The 22,475-nt window shown below is 63.5% G+C and carries 20 protein-coding genes; 9 read left to right on the forward strand and 11 right to left on the reverse strand.

Annotated elements, in window-relative coordinates:
- Nucleotides 1-70: 70 nt before the first annotated feature.
- Nucleotides 71-841, reverse strand: coding sequence for a methyltransferase domain-containing protein (locus P9228_RS23690; protein WP_095824183.1), 771 nt, complete (start codon nucleotides 839-841; stop codon nucleotides 71-73).
- A gap of 99 nt (nucleotides 842-940) precedes the next feature.
- Here P9228_RS23690 and gloB point away from each other — a divergent pair, with 99 nt between their 5' ends.
- Together gloB and P9228_RS23700 are read left to right on the forward strand one after the other, a co-directional pair.
- Nucleotides 941-1,708 carry a hydroxyacylglutathione hydrolase gene (gloB, locus tag P9228_RS23695; RefSeq protein ID WP_095799983.1) on the forward strand — a complete coding sequence of 256 codons (768 nt, stop codon included), beginning with the start codon at nucleotides 941-943 and terminating at the stop codon, nucleotides 1,706-1,708.
- Nucleotides 1,709-1,718: 10 nt separating this feature from the next.
- Nucleotides 1,719-2,150, forward strand: coding sequence for a cupin domain-containing protein (locus P9228_RS23700; protein ID WP_067319166.1), 432 nt, complete (start codon nucleotides 1,719-1,721; stop codon nucleotides 2,148-2,150).
- Here the strand turns inward: P9228_RS23700 and P9228_RS23705 are convergent.
- Both P9228_RS23705 and P9228_RS23710 read right to left on the reverse strand, forming a co-directional pair.
- The gene (locus P9228_RS23705) at nucleotides 2,147-2,818 is read right to left on the reverse strand and encodes a lysoplasmalogenase (RefSeq protein WP_095799884.1); all 672 of its coding nucleotides are present in this window, start codon (nucleotides 2,816-2,818) and stop codon (nucleotides 2,147-2,149) included. The two genes, P9228_RS23700 and P9228_RS23705, sit on opposite strands and share 4 nt — an antisense overlap.
- Nucleotides 2,819-2,961: 143 nt before the next feature.
- Nucleotides 2,962-3,753: a DUF3108 domain-containing protein gene (locus P9228_RS23710; protein ID WP_067319170.1), complete on the reverse strand. Its 792-nt coding sequence runs from the start codon at nucleotides 3,751-3,753 to the stop codon at nucleotides 2,962-2,964.
- A gap of 253 nt (nucleotides 3,754-4,006) precedes the next feature.
- On the opposite strand from P9228_RS23710, the gene rpmB reads away from it, so the two are divergent.
- The 3 genes from rpmB to P9228_RS23725 all read left to right on the forward strand — a co-directional run bounded on the left by rpmB (nucleotide 4,007) and on the right by P9228_RS23725 (nucleotide 6,957).
- A complete protein-coding gene (rpmB, locus tag P9228_RS23715; protein ID WP_066990317.1) occupies nucleotides 4,007-4,303 on the forward strand; it encodes a 50S ribosomal protein L28 in 297 nt (98 codons plus the stop codon).
- A 111-nt stretch (nucleotides 4,304-4,414) separates the two neighbouring features.
- Nucleotides 4,415-5,092 (forward strand): queuosine precursor transporter, encoded by a 678-nt coding sequence (locus P9228_RS23720; protein WP_095782450.1) that lies wholly within the window; start codon nucleotides 4,415-4,417, stop codon nucleotides 5,090-5,092.
- 86 nt (nucleotides 5,093-5,178) lie between these two features.
- Nucleotides 5,179-6,957 carry a GtrA family protein gene (locus P9228_RS23725; RefSeq protein WP_278055966.1) on the forward strand — a complete coding sequence of 593 codons (1,779 nt, stop codon included), beginning with the start codon at nucleotides 5,179-5,181 and terminating at the stop codon, nucleotides 6,955-6,957.
- A gap of 66 nt (nucleotides 6,958-7,023) precedes the next feature.
- Here the strand turns inward: P9228_RS23725 and P9228_RS23730 are convergent, their stop codons facing one another.
- The 4 genes from P9228_RS23730 to P9228_RS23745 form a co-directional block, all read right to left on the reverse strand.
- Complete coding sequence (locus tag P9228_RS23730; RefSeq protein WP_278055968.1) at nucleotides 7,024-8,046, reverse strand: esterase-like activity of phytase family protein; 1,023 nt, start codon at nucleotides 8,044-8,046, stop codon at nucleotides 7,024-7,026.
- Nucleotides 8,043-9,941 carry a cobaltochelatase subunit CobT gene (gene cobT, locus P9228_RS23735; protein WP_278055970.1) on the reverse strand — a complete coding sequence of 633 codons (1,899 nt, stop codon included), beginning with the start codon at nucleotides 9,939-9,941 and terminating at the stop codon, nucleotides 8,043-8,045. The genes P9228_RS23730 and cobT overlap by 4 nt, the downstream gene beginning before the upstream one ends.
- 53 nt (nucleotides 9,942-9,994) lie before the next feature.
- On the reverse strand, nucleotides 9,995-10,981 hold the full coding sequence (gene cobS / locus P9228_RS23740; protein WP_066990333.1) for a cobaltochelatase subunit CobS: 987 nt from the start codon (nucleotides 10,979-10,981) through the stop codon (nucleotides 9,995-9,997).
- A gap of 122 nt (nucleotides 10,982-11,103) precedes the next feature.
- A complete protein-coding gene (locus P9228_RS23745; protein ID WP_066990335.1) occupies nucleotides 11,104-11,718 on the reverse strand; it encodes a J domain-containing protein in 615 nt (204 codons plus the stop codon).
- Nucleotides 11,719-11,863: 145 nt separating this feature from the next.
- Between P9228_RS23745 and P9228_RS23750 the strand changes: the two genes are divergently transcribed.
- Nucleotides 11,864-12,166 (forward strand): BolA family protein, encoded by a 303-nt coding sequence (locus P9228_RS23750; RefSeq protein WP_278055971.1) that lies wholly within the window; start codon nucleotides 11,864-11,866, stop codon nucleotides 12,164-12,166.
- A gap of 21 nt (nucleotides 12,167-12,187) precedes the next feature.
- Here P9228_RS23750 and P9228_RS23755 read toward each other — a convergent pair whose 3' ends face one another.
- Nucleotides 12,188-13,741 (reverse strand): acetolactate synthase large subunit, encoded by a 1,554-nt coding sequence (locus P9228_RS23755; RefSeq protein ID WP_278055974.1) that lies wholly within the window; start codon nucleotides 13,739-13,741, stop codon nucleotides 12,188-12,190.
- 1,020 nt (nucleotides 13,742-14,761) lie between these two features.
- Between P9228_RS23755 and P9228_RS23760 the strand changes: the two genes are divergently transcribed.
- The 3 genes from P9228_RS23760 to P9228_RS23770 are packed head-to-tail and all read left to right on the forward strand — an operon-like array spanning nucleotide 14,762 to nucleotide 19,614.
- On the forward strand, nucleotides 14,762-16,711 hold the full coding sequence (locus P9228_RS23760; RefSeq protein WP_066990342.1) for a PrkA family serine protein kinase: 1,950 nt from the start codon (nucleotides 14,762-14,764) through the stop codon (nucleotides 16,709-16,711).
- A gap of 20 nt (nucleotides 16,712-16,731) precedes the next feature.
- A complete protein-coding gene (locus tag P9228_RS23765; protein ID WP_066990345.1) occupies nucleotides 16,732-18,042 on the forward strand; it encodes a YeaH/YhbH family protein in 1,311 nt (436 codons plus the stop codon).
- Nucleotides 18,043-18,069: 27 nt separating this feature from the next.
- On the forward strand, nucleotides 18,070-19,614 hold the full coding sequence (locus P9228_RS23770; RefSeq protein WP_095824001.1) for a SpoVR family protein: 1,545 nt from the start codon (nucleotides 18,070-18,072) through the stop codon (nucleotides 19,612-19,614).
- Nucleotides 19,615-19,674: 60 nt separating this feature from the next.
- Here P9228_RS23770 and P9228_RS23775 read toward each other — a convergent pair whose 3' ends face one another.
- Genes P9228_RS23775 through P9228_RS23785 form a run of 3 tightly spaced genes read right to left on the reverse strand, consistent with a single transcriptional unit; the run spans nucleotide 19,675 to nucleotide 22,294 of the window.
- Nucleotides 19,675-20,565 carry a transporter associated domain-containing protein gene (locus tag P9228_RS23775; RefSeq protein WP_067319184.1) on the reverse strand — a complete coding sequence of 297 codons (891 nt, stop codon included), beginning with the start codon at nucleotides 20,563-20,565 and terminating at the stop codon, nucleotides 19,675-19,677.
- Nucleotides 20,562-21,683, reverse strand: coding sequence for a 3-dehydroquinate synthase (aroB, locus tag P9228_RS23780; RefSeq protein WP_067319186.1), 1,122 nt, complete (start codon nucleotides 21,681-21,683; stop codon nucleotides 20,562-20,564). Before aroB ends, P9228_RS23775 begins: the two co-directional genes overlap by 4 nt.
- Nucleotides 21,680-22,294: a shikimate kinase gene (locus tag P9228_RS23785; RefSeq protein ID WP_127217381.1), complete on the reverse strand. Its 615-nt coding sequence runs from the start codon at nucleotides 22,292-22,294 to the stop codon at nucleotides 21,680-21,682. The genes aroB and P9228_RS23785 overlap by 4 nt, the downstream gene beginning before the upstream one ends.
- Nucleotides 22,295-22,475 lie beyond the last annotated feature (181 nt).

Below are 22,475 nucleotides of genomic sequence, written 5' to 3' on the forward strand. Positions count from 1 at the left end.
CCCGAACCCGCCTCTGAGATAGGGTGACGATTGCCGTATGACGCAAGGCTTGGCCCCGATCACGAACGCGTCATCCGCCCGCCCGCGGCACCGGGTCGTCGGCCCGACGTCCGAGCGTCGTTGCGCCCTGCGGCGAGAACACCGGCACGAAGACGCGGCGCGACGCGCGCTGCGCGACAGGCACGCCCTGGTAGAGCCGCTTCTGCGCCTCGACGACGATGACCCCGGAAAAGATCGGCCAGAGCCGCCGGCCGGCTCGCTCCAGCACGTTGTGGAACTGCATCATGGAGCGCCGCGGCGATGGCGGGAAGAACAGCGCGTCTGACCATGCGGCCGGCGTGAAATTGGCCTCGCGTAGCAATTCGGTGAGCTGGCCGCGCGAGAACGGCCGGCCGTTGCCGAAGGGCGTGTGCTCGAAACGCGCCCAGACGCCGCGCCGGTTGGGCACGACGATGACGACCCTGCCCGCCGGCGACAGCACGCGCCAGATCTCGTTCAGCGTCTCGCGCGGATTTTCGACATGTTCGAGCGAGTGGACGAGCAGCATGCGGTCGATGCAGGAATCGACCAGCGGCAGCTCCTCGTCGAAGACCAGCGCCGTCGCCGTCGGCCCCGTCGCCGGCCAGACCACCGCCCCTTGCGTCGCCGGCATGAAGGCAAAGACGCGCTCGGCATCGGCGCCGAACCGCTCCAGCCACGGCAGCGTGTAGCCGAGACCGACCAGGCGCTCGTTCGGAACGGGCGCCCATATCGACGACAGCGACATGGTGATCGCGCGCTCGGCGAGGCGCCCGAGCGTGGTCGAATAGAAGGACCGGAGATCGACGATATCGGAATGCATGCGCCGGACGGTAGCCGCGATATCCGGCGAGTTCAACAAAGGCGGATGACATCCGCGGCCGGGCGCCCTATGTCTGCGGCCATAACGGAGAGCGACGAGATGCCGGTCGAAATCGAACAGTTCATGTGCCGTACCGACAATTTCGGCGTTCTGGTGCATGACGCCAGAAGCGGGCAGACGGCGATCATCGACGCCCCGGAAGAAGCGCCGATCCTGGCTGCGATCAAGCGCACCGGCTGGACCCCGACGATGATCCTGACCACGCATCATCATGGCGACCATGTCGAGGCCAACCTGGCCCTGAAGGAGCGCTTCAAGCTCACCATCGTCGGACCGGAAGCGGAACAGGCGAAGATCCCCGGCATCGACGAGACGGTCAGCCAGGGTTCCGTCATCCGCCTCGGCGAGGAAAAGATCGAGGTCATCGAGACGCCCGGCCATACCGCCGGCCATGTCTCTTACCATTTGCCGGCCTCGAAAGTGGCCTTCACCGCCGACACGCTGTTTGCGCTGGGCTGCGGTCGGCTCTTCGAATGCAAGCCGCCGGTTATGCACGATTCGCTGAAGAAACTTGCCGCCCTTCCGGCCGAGACCGTCATCTATTGCGGCCACGAATACACATTGGCCAACGCGCGCTTCGCCCTGACCGTCGACCCCAGCAATTCAGCATTGAAAGAGCGCGCCGCCAGGATCGAGAAGCTGCGCGCCGACAATAAGCCGACCCTGCCGACGACGATCGGCGAGGAACTGTCGACCAATCCGTTCCTGCGCTGGCACGACCCGGCGATCCGCAGACATCTCGGCATGGAGAGGGCGAGCGATACGGACGTGTTCGCCGAGATCCGCAAGCGCAAGGATAACTTCTGAGCGCTCCTTTATGACCAGCGCCGCCGAAATCATCGCCGCGCTCGGCCTCGAGCCGCACCCCGAGGGCGGCTGGTATGCCGAGACGTTTCGCGACGCGGAGGGTGGCACGCGCGGCCATTCGACCGCGATCTATTTCCTTTTGGAGCAAGGCCAGCGTTCGGCCTGGCACCGGGTCAAGGACGCGGCCGAGGTCTGGCATTTCTATGCCGGCGCGCCGCTGGCTCTCGCCACGCACGAAGAAGGCTCCGGCACCGTCGTCGAACATCTATTGGGCGCGGCACTTTCCGCCGGCGAGCGGCCGCAGATCGTGGTCCCGGCCGGCTGTTGGCAGTCGGCGCGCAGCCTCGGCGGATGGACGCTGGTCGGCTGCACGGTGGCACCGGGCTTCGATTTCGCAGCCTTCGAGCTGGCCGAGCCGGACTGGCAGCCGAAAACAGCCTAGGCCAGCAGGAAACCAAGCGTGATCGCCAACTGGGCCGCATAATAGAGCACCCAGACCGCGTAGCGCATCCAGACGCGATGCGGCGAGCTCGCGGCCAGCAGGAAGCGCTCTGCCGCCAGCAGCCCGTCCGATATGATGAACAGCACGGCTCCGGCGATGACCCAGGGATGAAAGGTCGTGAGCGCCGAAACACCCATGGCGAGGATCGCCCCGGCATAGACGGCGACCGGAACGCGCAGGGCAGCTCCGACGCGCCGCCAAAGCGCGGCGAGCATCGTGATAACGAAAACCGCCAGCGCCAGCGCAATGGCGCCGCGCCAGGACTCGGCGGTGAGCAGGCCGATTCCGCCACCGGCGTTCAGGAACAAGGCGACATAGGCGACATGTGCGGCAAGAAAGCTCGCCAGCCCTGCAAGAAAGGCTTTTTCACCGTCTTGGGAGAGGAACGCGTCGCCGGCGGCGCTGAGCGCCAGCGCTGCGACGAGCAGCGGCGGACTGCCCTGCATGACGGCGAGCGCCGCCAACAAGGCCACGGCCAGCGTCTTGGCGGCGGAACGGGCGAGGCGTGGCGGCAGCTCGAGCGCAAGGACGTAAATCGCGGCGGCGGCGATCGAGAACAAAAGCGTCGCATTGGGATTGGCGTCGATGCCGCCCGGAAACGGCATCATGCGCGCGCTCCGCCGGTCGCCGGCTTGCGCAGCCCCGAGGCTTTGGTGAGCAGTGCAAACAGCGCCCACAGGGCGTCCGCCGAGAAACCGATCAGTGTTGCGCGCCCCATGCCCCATCCCCGGCGGCGCGCCGTGGCGCCTAACTATTCGGCTGCTTCGAACCGTCTTGCGCTGATGGTCAGCGGGCCGATCTGGGTCCCGACCGTGGCGCGGATCGGCGCATATACGCCGGATTGGCCGACGGGTGCAAATGTCACCATCATGCGGCTTTTGTTCTTCAGGAAGTCCAGCGCCTTGCGGCCCTTGCGATAGCCCGCCACCGGCTCGAAGCCCATCTTGCAGGTCACGGTGTCGCCCTTGTAGCCCGGCACCGAGATCGAGCCTTTCGAGGCATAGGTCAGCGACAGGTTGGCGCGCATCTCGCCATCGTAGAATTTGACGGTCCGCCCGCAGACCTTGTCCAGGCTGTCGGCATGGACGACGGTCGCGGCCATCGGATCGACCACCGATTTCAGGTCGCCGGAGCCGACCGGCACCCAATTCTTGGGATCGCGCTTGCCGGGCTCCGGAACGACCTTCGTCGAGGAGACGTCGCCATCGGCGAAGCGTATGTCGACCACCGATGCCTTCTTGCCGGAAGTATAGTCGGCCCGGAAGGCCCGCGGCCGCATCTGCTGGCCCGAAATCGTACCCTTCGACGAGATCGTGCCTTTCGTATCGTCGAACAGCTTGGCGATGCCGGCGGCCGAGACGGTGCCATTGATGGCATAGGTGTCGCCGTCGTAACGGCTGGAAAACGTTGCCCTGGCGACCGAAAGGCCCAGGAACGACACGGTGTATTCGCCCTTGAAGGACTGCGGCGAGGCAGCAGCGAAGGCGGTTGTAGGCACAGCGACGGCGAGCAGCGCGGCAAGGGCTTGGGAGGGGCGAAGCATGGCGGCGGCAGGTCCTTGATACTGGCGGAAACGCAACGGTTCCAGCCTGGCAATCCCTTCGCGCAGGGCTTATACGACGAATTCCGGCCTTTATATGGAGCGAGCTTGGCCGCCGCGTAGGTGCCGGAGCTTGACGTGGTGGCGAAATGCAACTATGGAACGCCAACTTTTCCAAAGGCCGCCTGACCGAGACCGCGCGCCGCCTGGCGCGGGCAGAATGGTTTGGCAGGTTTAGAACTGAAGGTTAGACAAGATGTCCCGCACCTGCGAGCTCACTGCCAAGGCAGTCCAGACCGGCCACAATGTGAGCCATGCCAACAACAAGACCAAGCGTCGCTTCCTGCCCAACCTGGTCAATGTGACGCTGATTTCCGAAGTGCTGAACCAGAACGTTCGCCTGCGCATTTCGGCCAACGCGCTGCGTTCGGTCGAGCATCGCGGCGGCCTCGACGCGTTCCTGGCCAAGGCCGACGCCAAGGAGCTGTCGCAGCGCGCTCGCCTGCTGAAGAAGCAGATCGCGAAAAAGCTCGCCGAGCAGTCGGCCGCCTAAAGCTCTCTTTTCATGCGGGGGACGACCGCCTCGAGCACCGGCTCCAAACTGGTGCTCGGACAGTGAGCGCCGTCATGACGCTCGGCTGGTTCCATTACCCAGGATAAAAAAATGAACTTCCTTTCACGATACCTGCCTTTCGTGGCCGCCATGGCGCTTGTCGTCGTGGCGTCCAACATCCTTGTCCAGTTCCCGATGCAGGGCCAGATCGGCGGCCTGTCGCTGGCCGACCTGCTCACCTGGGGCGCCTTCACCTATCCTTTCTCCTTCCTGGTCACCGATCTTGCCAATCGTCGCTACGGCCCCGCTGTGGCGCGCAAAGTGGTCTTCGTCGGCTTCATGACGGCGGTCGTCTGCTCGATCCTCGTTCCGCCCTTCCTGTTCCGCCACGGTCTGATCGCGTTCGAGACCGCCGCTGACCGGCTGGTGCGAATCGCGGCCGCGTCCGGCGCCGCCTTCCTCGCCGCACAACTGCTCGACGTGACCGTGTTCAATCGTCTGCGCCGGCAAAGCTGGTGGCGCGCGCCGATCGTCGGCACGCTGGTCGGCTCTGTCTTCGACACGGTGGTGTTCTTCGGCGTCGGCTTCTCCGCCGCCTTCGCCTTTGTCGGGCCGAACGACGGCTTCGCGCTGGAGACGGCACCGCTGATGGGCGTGATGCCTGTCGAAACCATGCGCTGGGTGTCCTGGGCGCTTGGCGATCTCTCGGTCAAACTGATCATCGCGGTGGTGGCGCTGATCCCCTACCGGCTGCTTGCCGCCCGCTGGAGCCAGCCGGCCATCGCCTGACCCTTGAAGCGGCCCTTCGCGGCTTTACGCTTTGTTACGGCCATTGGTGCAGGATCGCCAAAACGATCCAGGACATTGCCATCAGCATGACCATCCAGGGCACCGGTTGGAAACATGACCTTCTGCTTGCGCTCTGCGCGACGCTGCTCGTGCTGGGGATCAATGCGATCTCCGGCTTCCCAACGATCGCGGACCTTGGCGCCGACAATGACAGCATGCTGAGGCTGGTCGAAGTTCGCGACCTCTTGGGTGGACAGGGCTGGTTCGATCTTCATCAATACAGGATGGGCCTGACCGGCGGCTTCGTCATGCACTGGTCGCGGCTGGTCGACACCCCGATCGCGCTGATCATCTTCACCTTCCGGGCCCTAGGCGCCAGCACGGCTGCCGCTGAAAAGGCAGCGCAGATCATCTGGCCGCTTTCCCTATATGGGCTCACCATATTCGTCATCCTGCGCGCTTCCCGGCGTTTCGCCGGTACGGACGTGGCGATGCCTGCGCTGGTGCTGTCCACTGCGGCGCTGTTCTTTATCGGCATTTTCCACCCTGGCACCCTTGACCACCACAACGTCCAGCTCCTGCTCACGGCAGCCAGTCTCTGGCTTATGACGGAGGCTCCCTTCCGGCGGTCAGCCGCTCTTCTGTCCGGCCTGTGTGCAGGCCTCACCCTTGCCGTCGGGATGGAGACGGCGCCTTATGTGGCCACACTTGGCGCCTGCGCCGCCGTGCTCTTCATCGTTGATGAAAGGGAGCGCCAGACCGCGCGCGGCTTCGGCATCGGATTTGCCGCGATAGCTTTGGTGGTTCTCGTTGCCACCATACCGCCGTCGGCCTGGGGCGTGGCCGAGTGCGACGCCTTCTCGGCTTTCCAGTTCGTCATCGCGGCGCTGTCGGGCTTTGGACTGGCGGCGATTGCGGGTCTACCCGGACAGTCGACGGCTAAGAGGCGGTTCCTCTCAATGTCCGCGTTGGCCGTTGCAATTGCGGCCGTTGCGTTCCTGTTCTTCCCGCAATGCCTGGCATCGCCCTATGCCGGCATGGATGAGCGCATTCGCACCTATTGGCTGAACGACGTCGTTGAGGCGCAGCCCTTCCTCAGCGTGGCCGTCAACGAGCCGAAGCTGATGGCGGCGCGTTATGTGACGCCCTTCATCGCAGTCCTGTTGATTGGCCTTCAGCTGCGCAGCCGCCGCCTGCGCCGCGAGGAAGCCCTTACCGCCGTGCTGCTGATCGTCGCTTTCGCCGTCAGCCTATGGCAGGTGCGCGGCTCGACCTTCTCGGTTGCCTTCGCGGTGCTGCCGCTCTCGACCTGGATCGCCGGGGTTCGCCTGCAGGCAACCGCCGCGCAGTCGTGGCGCGTCTCCACCCGCATCGCGGCGGCATGGCTGGTGTCGCTCAATGCGACCTGGGCCGGCGTCGCCGTCGCCGCGCAGTCCGTGGTCCAAAAGGCACCCGCAAAGATCAATTCCGATGCCGATCATGCGCTGACCTGCGGCAAGGCCTCGGACTTCAGCGACCTGGCCGGCATGCCGGCAACGGCGGTGCTTGCGTCCTCCAATCTCGGCTCCCCCATCCTGATGTTTACCGGCCATAGGGCGTTGGCCGGCCCCTATCATCGCAATGTCGGCGGCAATCTCGCCATGCTCGACGCCTTCATGGGAACGCCGGATGCCGCCCGCGCCATCATTGAGCGCGAGCATGTCGGGCTGGTCGCCATATGCCGCGGCAATTCGGAAGAGCTTTCGCTCGCCGCCCAAGCTCCCAAGGGCCTGGCCGCGAGGCTGCTGAAGCGGGACGTTCCCGATTGGCTGGAACTGGACGACGCGACGGCGAGCAAGCCGGTCGAGATCTATAAAGTCCGCTGAGGTGGGCAACTTCGGGACAAATGCGCAGCGGATTTCCGTTGCGAATTGAACGAAACCAAGCGCCGCTCAGTCCTGGTGCAGGATGAATTCCAGGTAGAGGTTCCGCTGCAGGATCGATTGATTGTCGTCCGACACCAGCGACACCATCAGCGCGCCGTCGTCGCGGGTCCAGACGTCGAGCCCTTCCATATTGTCGATCTGATAACCCATATCGGCGTCGATCAGCACCGGGCCGTCGGCGACCGCGCCCTTCTCGATGCTCTCGCCATAGATACGCCTCAGCCGCATCTTCACCCCGCGCGCCATCGAGAAGCTGCGTTCGAGTAGCAGCAGGTCGCCATCGGGCAGGAAGGCGCCGTCGGTGATGTCGAAATTGCCGTTGCGCTTGACGGTGAAGACGCCCTTCCTCGGTCCTTCGATGATGGCGGCATAGATGTTGCCGGCCTTGTCGAGGCTCTTTTCCGACACCACGACCAGGCCGCCCTCGTGCTGGCCGTAAGGGTTGGCGTGTGTGACCGTCTCGAAGCCGCGGTTCTGGCGCAGCTCCCGCGCCGGGACCAGATAGTCGAGCGTCTTGAACGGCGCCTTCATATTGTCCGGCTCGACCTTGAACTGGACGACGCGCTGGTCGCGCTCGAAACCGACGGTGGCGATACCGTCCTTGACCGCGAGGCCTTCGGCGTCGACCTCCCATTTCTTCTCGATCGGCTGGCCCGAGGCGTCGACCATCTGCTGCATGCGGAAATTCGACACGCCCGACGGGCGCTTGTCGGCATCGTGGGTGATGGTGCCGAAGAACCACAAGCCGGTATCGGTGACGCTGATGAAATCGCTGCCTGATTTGAGGAAGCGGAAAGCCGAAAGTGCGCCGAAATCGCGCGACGGCGAGGTCATCTCCAGCCCGCCGACGAACTCGAGCGACCCGAACTGTTTCCGGTCGCGGCCGATATGGAACTCGGTGATCGGCCGCGCTGAAACTTCGATCGTCTCGACCGCAGCGCCTCCCTCGGCGAAGACCGGAGAGGCGGCCGAACAGACCAGCGCGCAAACAAAAGCCGTCCGCCGGAATCCGCCCCGCGAAAGGATCATCCGGCGCGCCTCAAACCACCGCGCCGCGTGTCGCGCGCGCTCTCCTCGCCGAACAGCGAGGCCAATTGCTCCGTCATGGCGCCGGCCAGCTCTTCGGCATCGACGATGGTGACGGCGCGGCGATAGTAGCGCGTGACGTCGTGGCCGATGCCGATGGCTAAAAGCTCCACCGGCGAGCGCGTCTCGATGAGATCGATCACCGCGCGCAAATGGCGCTCCAGATAGTTGCCGGGGTTGACCGAGAGCGTGGAATCGTCGACCGGCGCGCCGTCCGAGATCATCATCAGGATCTTGCGCTGTTCCGGCCGGCCGATCAGCCGGTTGTGCGCCCAAAGCAGCGCCTCACCGTCGATGTTTTCCTTGAGCAGGCCCTCGCGCATCATCAGGCCGAGATTGCGGCGCGCGCGCCGCCACGGATGGTCGGCGGACTTGTAGATGATGTGGCGCAGATCGTTGAGCCGGCCCGGATTCGACGGCTTGCCGTCCTTCAGCCACTTCTCGCGCGCCTGCCCGCCTTTCCACGCACGTGTGGTGAAGCCGAGGATTTCCACCGAAACCCCGCAGCGCTCCAGAGTGCGCGCCAGGATGTCGGCGCAAGTCGCGGCAACCGTAATCGGCCGCCCGCGCATCGAGCCCGAATTGTCGAGCACCAGCGACACCACCGTGTCGCGGAACTTGGTGTCGCGCTCCTGCTTGAAGGACAACGGCTGCATCGGATCGATAACGACGCGCACCAGCCTGGATGGATCGAGATAACCCTCCTCCAGATCGAAATCCCAGGAGCGGTTCTGCTGCGCCATCAGCCGCCGCTGCAGCCGGTTTGCCAGGCGGCCGACGACGCCGGAGAGATTGGCGAGCTGCTTGTCGAGGAAGGCGCGCAGCCGGTCGAGCTCCTCTTCCTCGCAAAGGTCCTCGGCCCCGACCGTCTCGTCGAAGGCGGTGGTGAAGACCTTGTAGTCGATTTCCTTAGGCAGGTTGAGGAAGGGATTTTCGTTGCGGCGCGCCTCGCCTGGCGTCTCGGCGTCGGAATCATCCTCGTCGGAAAGATCGTCCGATGTGGCGTCGGTCGCCTCCGTTTCGGCCGACTCTTCCTCGTCGGCCGAAGCCTCCGCGTCCTCGGACTGCGACTGTTCGGAGCCGGAATCGTCCTCGCCGCCTTCCTCGCTCTGCTCCTCGCCCTGCTGCTCGTTTTCCTCGTTGTCCTCCGAGTCTTCCGTCTCCTGGTTGTCGCCGAGTTCCTCGGCCATCTCCATGGAGACGAGCATGTCGCGCACGATGCGGGCGAAGGCTTGCTGGTCATCGAGCCTGGACGACAGGCCGTCGAGGTCGCTGCTGGCCTTTTCCTCGACCCAGGGCCGCCACAAATCGACCAGTCGCTCGCCGCTCTTCGGCACGGTGCGGCCGGTAAGCTTTTCGCGCACCATCAGCGCCACCGCCTCCTCGAGCGGGGCGTCGGCCTTGTCCTTGACGTCGACGAGGTTTGCCCTGGCGTATTTGTCCTCGAGCATCGAGCCGATATTGTCGGCCACGCCCTGCATGGCGCGGCTGCCGATCGCCTCGACGCGGGCCTGCTCGACGGCATCGAAAATAGCCCGCGCGAGCTTGCCTTCCGGCGCCAGCTTGCTGTGGATACGCTGATCGTGGCAGGCGCGCTTCAGCGCCATGGAATCGCCGATGCCGCGGGTGATCGCGATGTCGGTGCGGGAGGCCTTCTTCGGCAGCTCGGGCAGCCTGGCGCGGTTGCCGGCCAGCGCCGGCCGGTCCTTGGCGAAGCCGACCTCGAGATCCTTGTCGCCGGCGACGGCGCGCATGCAGACGGTGACGGCGCGCTTGAAGCTGTCCGCTTCAGACCCGTTCTTCGCCTTGTTGCGCGTGTTGTCGCCCGGACCCGCCATCGATCATTCCCTGCGCGTTGTGGTCCGAAAGGCCAAGCCTTCCGGCACGCGCCTTACCCCAGCACCACGTTGGCGGCGCTCTCCGGCAGATCCTCGCCGAAGGCGCGCTGGTAGAATTCGGCGACCACCGAACGCTCCAGCTCGTCGCATTTGTTGAGGAAGGTGAGCCGGAACGCCATGCCGATGTCGCCGAAGATCTCGGCGTTCTCGGCCCAGGTGATGACCGTGCGCGGGCTCATCACCGTCGACAGGTCGCCATTGATGAAGGCCGAGCGCGTCATGTCGGCTACGCGCACCATCTTGTTGACAATCTCTTTGCCCTTGCTGTCGCGATAGTGCTTGGCCTTGGCCAGCACGATCGACACCTCGTTGTCGTGCGGCAGGTAGTTGAGCGTTGTGACGATCGACCAGCGGTCCATCTGCGCCTGGTTGATCTGCTGCGTGCCGTGATAGAGGCCGGTGGTGTCGCCGAGACCCACCGTGTTGGCGGTGGCGAACAGCCGGAAGGCCGGATGCGGGCGTATGACGCGGCTCTGGTCGAGCAGCGTCAGCCGGCCCGACGATTCCAGCACGCGCTGGATGACGAACATCACGTCCGGGCGTCCGGCATCGTACTCGTCGAAGCAGAGCGCGACGTTGTGCTGATAGGCCCAGGGCAGGATGCCGTCGCGAAATTCCGTGACCTGCAGGCCTTCCTTGACGACGATGGCGTCCTTGCCGACGAGATCGATGCGGCTGACATGGCTGTCGAGATTGACGCGCACGCAGGGCCAGTTCAGGCGCGCGGCGACCTGCTCGATATGGGTGGACTTGCCGGTGCCGTGATAGCCAGACACCATGACGCGGCGGTTGTAGGCGAAGCCGGCGAGGATCGCCAAGGTCGTTGCCTTGTCGAACAGATAGTCTGGGTCGATGTCGGGCACGTGCTCGGTCGCCGCCGAATAGGCCGGAACCACCATCTTGGAGTCGAAGCCGAATTTCTCCTTCACCGGCACCGTCGTATCGGGCAGGTTGGCGATGTCGCGATCGACCTTGTTCATCTCTATCAACGTCTCCACGGGCGAAACGCCGCGTTTCGCCGGCAATCGTTTTGTTCGGGGGCGGTCTTAGAGCCTTTTCCAACCTTATGAAAGTTGGAAAACGACATGGACCGTAGGGTCGCTCAGCACAATCCTGCTTGCTTGAGCACGCGATAGGCCTGCAGCACATCGCGGAACCGGTCTTCCGAACCTCTGTCGCCGCCATTCGCATCCGGATGGTGGCGCTTTACGAGTTCCTTATAGCGTGCCTTGATATCCTTGCCAGTCGCCTTTGTATCAAGGCCAAGCGTTTCCAGCGCCTTGGCCTCAAGCGGCTTTGCCTTGCGCTCGCGCACTTCGCGCGTTCCGCCGCCGAACAGATTGAAGGGATCGCGCATGCGGTTGTAGTAGCCTGCACGCCCGGAGCGCTGCTGCGCGAAGTCTGGCGCCGAACGCATGCCGCCGCCATTGGCGCCCATGCGCCAGGTTGGCCGGTGTCCGGTCAGCGCCTCTTTCTGGAAGCGGGCGATCTCGCTGTCCGACACGCCCGAGAAGTAGTTGAAGCTCTTGTTGTATTCGCGCACATGCTCAAAGCAGAAGCGGAAATACTCGCCCTCCTTCAGGCGCCCGACCGGCGCGCGATGCGTACCGGCCTCGCTGCAACCGTCCCACTGGCAGATCGGCGCGCGCGACTTCAGCTCCGCGTCCTTTTCCGGCCGGATGCGAATTTTCTCGAAATATTTGGGATACGGTTTCATCCTTACCCATTTATGGGCTGTTCGCTACCGCGAAACAAGAATTGACATTTCGCCGATGATCGCCCTAACCGCTGAATCGCGGCCTAAAGCGGTCGAAAGCACAGATTTTGCGGCGGTACCGCAGATGTGGTGAAGGGAAGCCCCGATGTCCATACAGTCGACGATGGAAAACAAGCTGAAGGCGGCATTTTCGCCGGAAAGGCTCACCGTCATCAACGAAAGCCATCTTCACGCCGGCCATCACCACGTCGAGCACGGCCACGAGGCCGTCTTCGACGGCACCGGCGAGACCCATTTCCGCGTCCGTATCGTCTCGCAGAATTTTGCCGGGATGAACCGCGTCGAGCGCCACCGCGCCATCAATCGCCTCCTTGCCGACGAATTGAAGGCCGGCGTGCACGCGCTGGCGATTGAGCCTGCAGCACCTGGTGAGAAGACACGCTGGTAAGCTCGGCGGGCCGGGGGCCGCTCAGATCACCGCTTCGATGAGGAACGGCCCCGGACGCGACAGCGCGCTGTCGAGCAGCGCGTCGAAGCGCTCGCATGTGTCAGCGCGGGCTGCTTCCACCCCCATGCCGGCTGCCAGCGAAACCCAGTCCAGAGCCGGCTGATCAAGGTCGAGCATTCGCCTGGCATTCTCGCCGATCGCGTTCACCCCGACATTGCGCATCTCGCCGTGCAGGATGGCGTAGGTCCGGTTGGAAAAGACGATCGTCACCACGTCGAGCTTTTCCCGCGACTGGGTCCATAATCCCTGCACCGTGTACATGCCGCTGCCGTCCGCCTCCAGATTCAGCACCTTGCGGCCAGGACAGGCGATGGCCGCGCCAGTCGCCATTGGAATGCCGCCGCCGATCGATCCGCCTGTGCCCATCATGTAATCGTGCGGGGCGGCAAAGGCCGAGAGCGCAGAATAGCGCCGCGCCGAGGTGACGGCCTCGTCGCAGACGATCGCATTCTCCGGCAGCTTCCGGGCTACCGAAAGTGCAACCGCGTCGTCCGTCAGCTTGCCGCGCGGGGCCGGCTCATTGGGAAAGGCCGTGGCGACGGGCACCGGCTGCGACGGTTTGATGCCCAGTTCGTCGCGAAGCGCAGCGAGTGCCGCCTTCAAATTCTCGCCATGCTCGGCCAACGACATCACTTCACAGTCTTCGCTCACAAGCCGGCCCGGCTTTCCGGGATAGGCAAAGAACGCCACCGGTTCACTGGCTCCGACGAGGATCAGGAGATCGATGTCGGCAAGGAGGGTGCGCGCGGAGTCGATCGGATATGGAACGCGGGTAGGCGCAACGCGGCCCCGGCCGCGCTGCATCCGGGCGATCAGAACGTCGCTGAACAGCCGGACATCCGAAACCGCCGATATCTGTCCGGCGATTTCCAAGGCATCCTCACGCGCGGCCGGCCCACGCAGGATCATGCCGACGCGACCGGGCGCGACGCGAATGGCTCCGGCAATCTTGCGCACGATAGCTGCGTCGACCGAAGGCGGCGCCGCAAGCTCCACCTTGGCCGACAGGAGCGGACTGGCCTCTCCCCACGCCGCGTCCGCCGGCAGGATCAGCGTAGCGATGCCGGGAGGCGTCAGCGAAGCGCGAAAAGCCGCCTGCGCGGCCGGCGCGACGTCGGCCGGACCGGCGATGCGGCGGACCCAGTTCGACATCGGCGCGGCGAGACCTTCAATGTCGCTGGTGAGCGGCGCGTCGAGCGGCAGGTGATAGGAGGCATGGTCGCCGACGATGTTGATCATCGGCACGCGGGCGCGCCGGGCATTGTGGATGTTGGCCAGGCCATTGGCCAATCCGGGGCCGGTGTGGAGCAGCGTCGCGGCCGGCCGGTCGGTCATCCTGGCGTAGCCGTCGGCGGCACCCGTCACCACGCCCTCGGCAAGACCGAGCACGCAGCGCATCTCCGGCTTGCGGTCGAGCGCGGCGACGAAGTGCATTTCCGAGGTACCGGGATTGGCAAAGCAGACATTCACGCCGTTCGCCAGCAGCACATCGCAAAGCACATCGGCGCCATTCATCGCGTTCCCTCTCGTCCGATTGCCTCCGGATAATTGAGCCGACAAGTCTTCATGCCGCAATGTCCGGTCAACGACTTTGAGGTGATCCAGTTTCAGGAGTGCTGGCGCGTTCAGGCGACCGTCGCCTTCAGGAAAGCCATGACGGCGGCAGTCAGCGCATCGCCGTCCTCCCCGAAGCGGTGGTTGAATCGCCATATGCCAATAGGCGCCGCCGTCGAATAGGGCGACTTTGGTTCCCCTGCCCGTAGCCGGGCCGCGCGATCGTGGGCCGCGGTTGCATGGGCCGGCGCGCTCCGCCGCCCGGGGAAGCACCATGGAACATTTGCCTGATCTGGCGGTTTGATGCAGGCCCGGCCCTGGCCTCGTCCATGCTGGGCGGATTGCTAGTCGGACCGAAGGACCGATGCCCTCGGCCGACGCTTCCGAACGGTGACCACCAATGAGGAAGACGTATCGACCTCCATCCGCGCCGCCCAATCGGCGCACAAGCCGTTCGGAACCTCTGCGCCTGTTTCCGGCAATTGCGCTGGCGCTATTCCTTTCGGCTCCGGCGGCTGCCCATCAGGCGCCCACGGGCTGGCAGTATGACAGCTCATGCTGCTCGGGAATGGACTGCTACCAAGCACCCGCGGCCGACGTGAAGGAAACGAAATATGGGTACCAGCTCTCCACCGGAGAGCTCATTCCCTACTCCGATCGTCGGATCAGGCGTTCGCGTGACGAGTTCTTTCACGAGTGTAAGCCCGGAGGCGACGCGAATTCTCAGCATTCCTTCTGCCTCTACGTTCCCGACCACGACATGTGAGTGGAAAACCTAAGATTTTCCTTGAAGCTCTCCCGGCCATCACCACCTAATCATCATGGGTGAGCATTCCGTCCGCATCGGGTGCTGTGAGTCGTCAATGCCCGATTGCAGGCGCTCTCTCTCATATGAGGGAACCACAATGCTTTCCGGCAGTTGAATACGAGACGAGCCGACTGGCCGACTGGCAACCAGAGCGGCTCTGAGGGCAGAATATCATGCGAGAGAACCAATCCGACGTCTTCGATCTGTTTTCGGAGATATATTCCAACGCGGCCCAGGAAGAGATGAGCCTCCAGCAGTATCTGCTTGGGTGCCGCGAAGACAAATCCATGTATGCCTCGGCGCCCGAACGAATGGTCGAGGCCATCGGCGAGCCCAATCTGGTCGACACCAGCAAGGATGAGCGGCTCGGGCGCATCTTCTCGAACCGGACCATCAAGGTGTACCCCTCCTTCTCCGATTTCTACGGAATGGAGGATACGATCGAGCGCATCGCCGGATATTTCCGTTATGCCTCGCAGGGTCTCGAGGAGCGCAAGCAGATCCTTTACCTGCTCGGGCCGGTCGGCGGCGGCAAGTCCTCGCTTGCCGAACGGCTGAAGAAGCTTATGGAACAGCGCCCGATCTACACGCTGAAGGTCGGCAACCAGATCAGCCCTATATTCGAATCGCCGCTTGGCCTTTTCCATCCCGATCGGATGGGCGATCTGCTGGAAGACAAATACGGGATAGCCCGCCGCCGCCTGAATGGGCTCATCTCGCCTTGGGCGGCCAAACGGCTTGACGAACTGTCCGGCGACATTTCCAAATTCAGCGTGGTCAAGCTGTCGCCATCGCGTCTGCGTCAGATCGCCATCGCCAAGACTGAGCCCGGCGACGAGAACAACCAGGATGTCTCGGCTCTGGTCGGCAAGGTCGACATCAGGCAGTTGGAACATTTCAGCCAATCCGATCCGGATGCCTACTCCTACAGCGGCGGCTTGAACCGGACGACGCAGGGCCTGCTCGAGTTCGTCGAGATGTTCAAGGCGCCCATCAAGGTCCTGCACCCGTTGCTGACGGCAACCCAGGAAGGCAGCTACAATGGCACCGAGAATTTCGGCTCCTTCCCCTATCAGGGCATCGTCGTTGCCCATTCCAACGAATCGGAATGGCAGCAATTCAAGAACAACAAGAACAATGAGGCCTTCCTCGACCGCATCCTTGTGGTCAAGGTTCCGTATTGCCTTCGTATCACCGAAGAGAGGCAGATTTACGAGAAACTTCTGCGCGAGAGCGATCTGGCGAACAGTCCCTGCGCGCCCGAAGTGCTGGACATCCTCAGCCGTTTCACCGTCTCGACCCGGCTTGCCGAGCACGAGAACTCGCCGCTCTACACCAAGATGCGCGCCTATGACGGCGAGAACCTCAAGGAGATCGACCCGAAGGCGAAGTCGGTCCAGGAATATCGCGATGCCGCCGGCGTCGACGAAGGCATGACCGGGGTCAGCACGCGCTTCGCCTTCAAGATTCTGTCGCAGACTTTCAACTACGACACCAAGGAGGTCGCAGCCGATCCCGTGCACTTGATGTACATCCTCGAGGAGGCGATCAAACGCGAGCAATTTCCGAAGGAAACCGAAGCCGCGTACCTCGAGTTCATCAAATCGGAACTTGCAGCGCGCTACGCCGAGTTCATCGGCCACGAGATCCAGAAGGCTTACCTGGAATCGTATAGCGAGTACGGCCAGAACCTTTTCGACCGCTACATCGCCTATGCCGATGCCTGGATCGAGGATCAGGACTACAAGGATCCCGATACCGGCCAGATCCTCAATCGCGAGGTCCTGGACAAGGAATTGTCGCAGGTTGAAAAGCCGGCCGGCATCGCCAATCCCAAGGACTTCCGCAACGAGGTGGTCAAGTTCACCTTGCGCGCCCGGGCGCGCAACCATGGCCGCAATCCGTCCTGGACGAGCTATGAAAAGCTTCGCGAAGTGATCGAGAAGCGCATGTTCGGTCAGGTCGAGGATTTGTTGCCGGTGATCAGCTTCGGCTCCAAGCAGGACAGCGTCACCGAGAAGCGGCACAACGAATTCGTGCAGCGGATGGTGGAGCGCGGCTACACTCAGCGGCAGGTGCGCCGGCTGGTCGACTGGTACATGCGCGTGAACAAGGCTGGCTGACCAAAGCCCGAAGGGTTCGCATGCCGATCTTCATCGACCGCCGCCTGAATCCGAAGGACAAGAGCCTGAGCAATCGCCAGCGCTTCCTCAAGCGCGCTCGGGAAGAGCTCAAGCGCAGCATCCGCGACCATGTCCGGACAGGCCGTATCGCCGAGGTCGACCGCGAGCATGCCGTGCCGATGCCCCGCAAAGGCACCAGCGAACCGACCTTCAGCGACGCCAGGGACAGTGGGCAGCGCCAGCACATACTGCCCGGCAACAAATCGTTCAGCCCCGGTGATCTGATACCCAAGCCTGGCGGCGGCGGCACTGGCTCTTCGGCGCCGGGAACCAAGCAATCCGAGGATGACTTTCGCTTCGTGCTGTCGCGCGAGGAAGTGCTCGACCTCTTCTTCGAAGATCTCGAACTGCCCGATCTGGTCAAGCTCAATCTCAAGCAGATACTGAGCTTCAAGCCAAGACGGGCGGGCTTCACGGCAAGCGGGGCGCCGACCAACGTCAATGTCGGACGCACCATGCGAAACAGCCACGGCCGCCGCATCGCGCTCAGGCGTCCCAAGCAGGCGGAGCTGGACGCCATCTCAACGCAGATCGCCGAGTTGGAAGCGAAGCCGCCAACCGAGGCAACGCGCGAACGCATCGCTGCTCTGCGCGAGGAAGTTGATCGGCTTGAACGCCGGCGCAGGCGGATCGCCTATGTCGATCCGGTCGACATTCGGTTCAACCGCTTCGACCCCCAGCCGGTGCCGAATGCCAGCGCCGTCATGTTTTGCCTGATGGACGTGTCGGGATCGATGGGAGAGCGCGAGAAGGATCTGGCCAAACGGTTTTTCGTGCTGCTGCATCTGTTCCTGACGCGGCGCTACGAAAGGACGGACATCGTTTTCATCCGCCACACCCATGAGGCCAAGGAGGTGGATGAGCACACCTTCTTCTACCACACCGAGAGCGGCGGTACCGTCGTCTCCACGGCGCTCGAGGAAATGCATCGCATCATAGAGCAGCGCTATCCGGTCGCGGAATGGAATATCTATGCCGCTCAGGCTTCCGACGGTGACAACTTCGCCACCGATTCCGAGCGCTGCATAGAACTCCTCGACCGCAAGCTCATGCGCCTGTGCCAGTATTTCGCCTATGTGGAAATCATCGACGAACGCGAAAGCCACATTTTCGGCTCCACCGAGAACGGAACGTCGCTCTGGCGCGCCTACAACGCGGTCGACGGAAAGTGGCCGAATTTCCAGATGAGGCGCATCGCGGCTCCCGCCGATATCTATCCGGTCTTTCGCGAGCTCTTCGCAAGGCAGCCTAGTCTGCGCAAGAGTGCGTGAGAACGCGAGCGGATGGAACATAGGCCGATGGTCAATCAGGCGCGCAAATCCGAACTGTTATTTTCCGGGTCGGACTGGGATTTTGCGAAACTGTCTCGGGTCTACGACGAGATCGAGGCGATCGGGATCGAAGAGCTTCACCTGGACATCTATCCGGTGCAGATGGAGGTCATTTCCTCCGAGCAGATGCTCGACGCTTATTCCTCGGTCGGCATGCCGCTGATGTATCGGCATTGGTCGTTCGGCAAGCATTTCCTTTACAACGAGCTTCTCTACCGCAAGGGCGCGCGCGGTCTGGCCTATGAACTGGTCATCAACTCCAACCCTTGCATCGTCTACCTCATGGAAGAAAACACCATGGCCTTGCAGGCCCTGGTGACCGCCCACGCCGCGCTTGGCCACAACCATTTCTTCAAAAACAATCATCTCTTCCGGCAATGGACGGACGCCGGAGGCATCCTGAGCTATCTGGACTTCGCCAAGGGCTACATCGCCCGATGCGAGGAACGGCACGGACTGCAGGCCGTCGAGGCGGTGCTCGATGCCGCCCACGCGCTGATGGAGCAAGGCGTGTTCCGCTACCATCGGCCGCCGAAGCTGTCGTCGGAACAGCAGCGCGAAGGCCTTCGCGAGCGCCTCGAATATGAGGAGCGTTCCTACAATGATCTGTGGCGCACGCTGCCGACCGCGCAGGACAAGAACAAGCCGGAAGCAGGGGACGAAAGCTTGGCCGAGCGGAAGAAGTCGCTCAATCTGCCCGAGGAAAACCTGCTCTACTTCCTCGAGAAGAACAGCCTGGTGCTTGAGCCCTGGCAGCGCGAGATCATCAGGATCGTGCGGGTGATTGCGCAATATTTTTACCCGCAGCGGCAAACCCAGGTGATGAACGAAGGCTGTGCCACCTTCGTCCACTACACCCTGATGAACATGCTTTTCGATCGCGGCCGCATTAGCGAAGGCGCCATGCTCGAGATATTGCGAAACCATTCGAACGTGGTTTTCCAGCCGGCCTATGACGATCCGCGTTATTCCGGGATCAATCCCTATGCGCTGGGCCTCGGCATGATGCAGGACATCCAGCGCATCTCGACCGAGCCGACCGCGGAGGACCGCGACTGGTTTCCGGACATCGCCGGCCGTGGCGACTGGCGCGACACCTTGCTCGATGCCTGGGCCAATCACCGTGACGAATCCTTCATCCGCCAGTATCTGAGCCCCGCTTTGATCCGGAAATGGCGGCTCTTCGTGCTGGCCGACGGCGCCGACGAGCCGCATTACGAGGTCGCCTCGATCCATAATGAGCGCGGCTACAGCAAGATACGGTCCGCGCTGGCCCGAAGCTACGATGTGGGGGCGAGCCGGCCCGACATCCAGGTGGTCGACGTGGATCTTCTGGGAGACCGGCATTTGCGACTGCAGCACAAGGTCAAGGACGGCATCCAGCTAGAGGACGAAAGCCGCGACGCGACCTTGCGCCACATCCGGAGCCTTTGGGGTTATGACGTCAGCCTGGCGGCAATGGATGCCGAAACCGGCGCCGTGCTCAGCGAGCGCTCGACCAAGGAACTTTGAGCACCGGAGACGCAGGAAGCCGCCCTTTGCAGGCCGGTCTCACCTGAAGATCGGCACACCCTAACCTTCGCCGGCGGGCCGGATCCTCAACCTTGCTATGCGGTTCTTGTCGCGCTTCATCACCACGAAACGCTTGCCGTGGAAGGTGAAGGCCTGCTTCTCATCTGGGATCGTCTGCGTCTCGTGGATGACTAGGCCGGCGATCGTCGTCGCCTCCTCGTCCGGCAGATCCCAGTCGAGCGCCCGATTGAGGTCGCGAATCGCCACCGTGCCGTCGACGACGACCGAGCCGTCGGCCTCCTGCTTGACGCCTTGCATGTCGACATCGTGCTCGTCCGCGATCTCGCCGACGATCTCCTCGATGATGTCTTCCAGCGTCACCAGCCCTTCCATCTCGCCATACTCGTCGACGACGATGGCGAAATGCGCCTTGCGCCGCAGGAAGGCGTTGAGCTGATCCTGCAAGGTGGTGGTGTCGGGCACGAACCATGGCTTCGACGCGATCTTTGTTACGTCGATCTTGGAAAAGTCGTTGCCGACCTCGTTGAGCGCCCGCAGCAGATCCTTGGCATGCAGCACGCCGACGATGTTGTCGAGCGAGCCTTTCCAGAGCGGCATGCGGGTATGCGGGCTCTGCAGAATCTCGCGCACCACCATTTCCGGCGGATCGTCGGCGTTGACCGAGCGCATGTTGGTGCGGTGGACCATCACGTCCGAAACCTCGAGCTCCTCGAGTTCGAAAAGCGCGCCCAGCCGGTTGCGATCCTCGCGCGCCTGCCCGCTGCGGCGGGTCTCGTCGCCGTTCTCGTCCGGCTCATCCTGCTCGGGCTCCGTCGGTTCGATCGGCCGCAGACTGTAGCCGAGCGCCGCGAAGAGCCGCGTGCGCAAGAGAAACGCCAGCACGATCACGGCGGCAAGGACGGCTGCGGCGATCCAGCCGAAGTCGATCATCCGGGATGGCTCGCCTTGAGGAAGGACAGCACTTCGGAGGGCGGCACGTCCTTGGCGATAAAGGCCTGGCCGACGCCGCGCGTCAGGATGAAGGTAAGCGCGCCGCGCGACACCTTCTTGTCCTGGGTGATGAAGCCAAGCAGCGTCTCGGCATCCGGCAGTTGGCCCGCTATGTCGGCCATCCGCCAGGGCAGGCCGACGGCGCGAAGGTGCGCCTCGACGCGCTCCGCGTCGTCCGGGCTCGCTAGATTGAGACGCGCCGAGAAGCGGTGCGCCAGCGCCATGCCGATGGCGACCCCCTCCCCATGGACGAGACGGGCACCGTCATAATTCGTGGCGGCTTCGAGCGCATGGCCGAATGTGTGGCCGAGATTGAGCAGCGCGCGGTCGCCGGTCTCGAACTCGTCGCGGGCGACCACATCGGCCTTGGCGCGGCAAGCCTCGGCGATGGCTTCGGTCCGCTCCGGGCCGCCGGCGAACACCTTTTGCCAGTTCTCCTCCAGCCAGGCGAAGAAGCCGGGACGGTCGATTAGCCCGTATTTGGCGAGTTCGGCATAGCCGGCGCGGAATTCGCGGATCGGCAAAGTGTCGAGCACACCGGTGTCGGCAAGCACCAGTTTTGGCTGGTTGAAGACCCCGACCAGGTTCTTGCCGCGCGCGCTGTTGATGCCCGTCTTGCCGCCGACGGAAGAATCGACCTGCGCCAGCAGCGATGTCGGCACCTGTACGAAGTTCATCCCGCGCCGCACGATGCCGGCGGCGAAGCCGGCAAGGTCGCCGATGACGCCGCCGCCAAGTGCCACGACGACATCGCGCCGTTCGAGCTTGGCGGCGAGCACGCCGTCGACGACCTCTTCGAGGTGGGTGAAGCTCTTGGTCTTTTCACCGGCCGGCAGGGTGATGACGGCGGCCTCGATGCCGCCTTTTTCCAGGCCGGCCTGCAGCGTTTCGAGATGCGCTGCGGCGACGTTCTCGTCGGTGACGATGGCCGCACGCGTGCCGGGAAGGCGGCCTGCGATTTCGGTTCCTGAGCCGGAAAGCAGGCCGGGCCCGATAAGTATGTCATAGGCACGGTCGCCGAGTCCGACCTCGACCTTCACCGGTTCGCTATGGCTCAAGGCTCCACCTCGTCGTCACTGGTGGCGATTGGCGCGATCCCAAGGTAAGCGCAAAGCGCGCATACCACCTCGCTGGCGATGACTTCCTTGCGGTCGTCGCGGGTCGAAACCGTGAGGTCGGCGGTGGCATAGACCGGGTAGCGCTCGCCCATCAGCTTCTCCAGCACGCCGCGCGGATCCGGATTCTTCAACAGCGGCCGGTTCTGCTTCTTCGAAACCCGCTCCATCAGGAGATCGAGATCGGCCTTCAGCCAGACCGAGACGCCATGCGCATCGATCGCCTCGCGCGTCTGCGCGTTCATGAAGGCGCCGCCGCCGGTCGAAAGCACCTGCGGGCCGTTTTCGAGCAGACGCAAGATGACCCGCTGCTCCAGCGCCCGGAACTCAGGTTCGCCGTAACGCTCGAACAGCTCCGGCACGGTCATGCGCGATACGCTCTCGATCTCCTGGTCGCTGTCGATGAAGGGCAGGGAAAGCATTGTCGCCACCTTGCGGCCGATTGCGGTCTTGCCGGCGCCCATCAGGCCGACGAAGACGATCGAGCGGCTGCCGAGCCGCTCGAGCAGCGCGACACGGCCTTCGTCCGGCGGATTTGCTGGCAGCGCGTTCATGCGGAACCCTCTTTGCGCCGTATCGACATCAAAAGCCCGTTTGCGTCAAGCAGGCCGCCGCAGGCGGGCCAGATCGCCCCTCTTCCGTCGAGAAGCTTCCTCGACAAATCCTCTGCCCCAGCCCTTCGTCCTTGAATTGGCCGGAATGGCGTCCCATAAGGGCACAGGGTTTGGAATCGCA

It is taken from the genome of Mesorhizobium sp. WSM4898 (assembly GCF_029625845.1).
Taxonomy (GTDB): Bacteria; Pseudomonadota; Alphaproteobacteria; order Rhizobiales; family Rhizobiaceae; genus Mesorhizobium.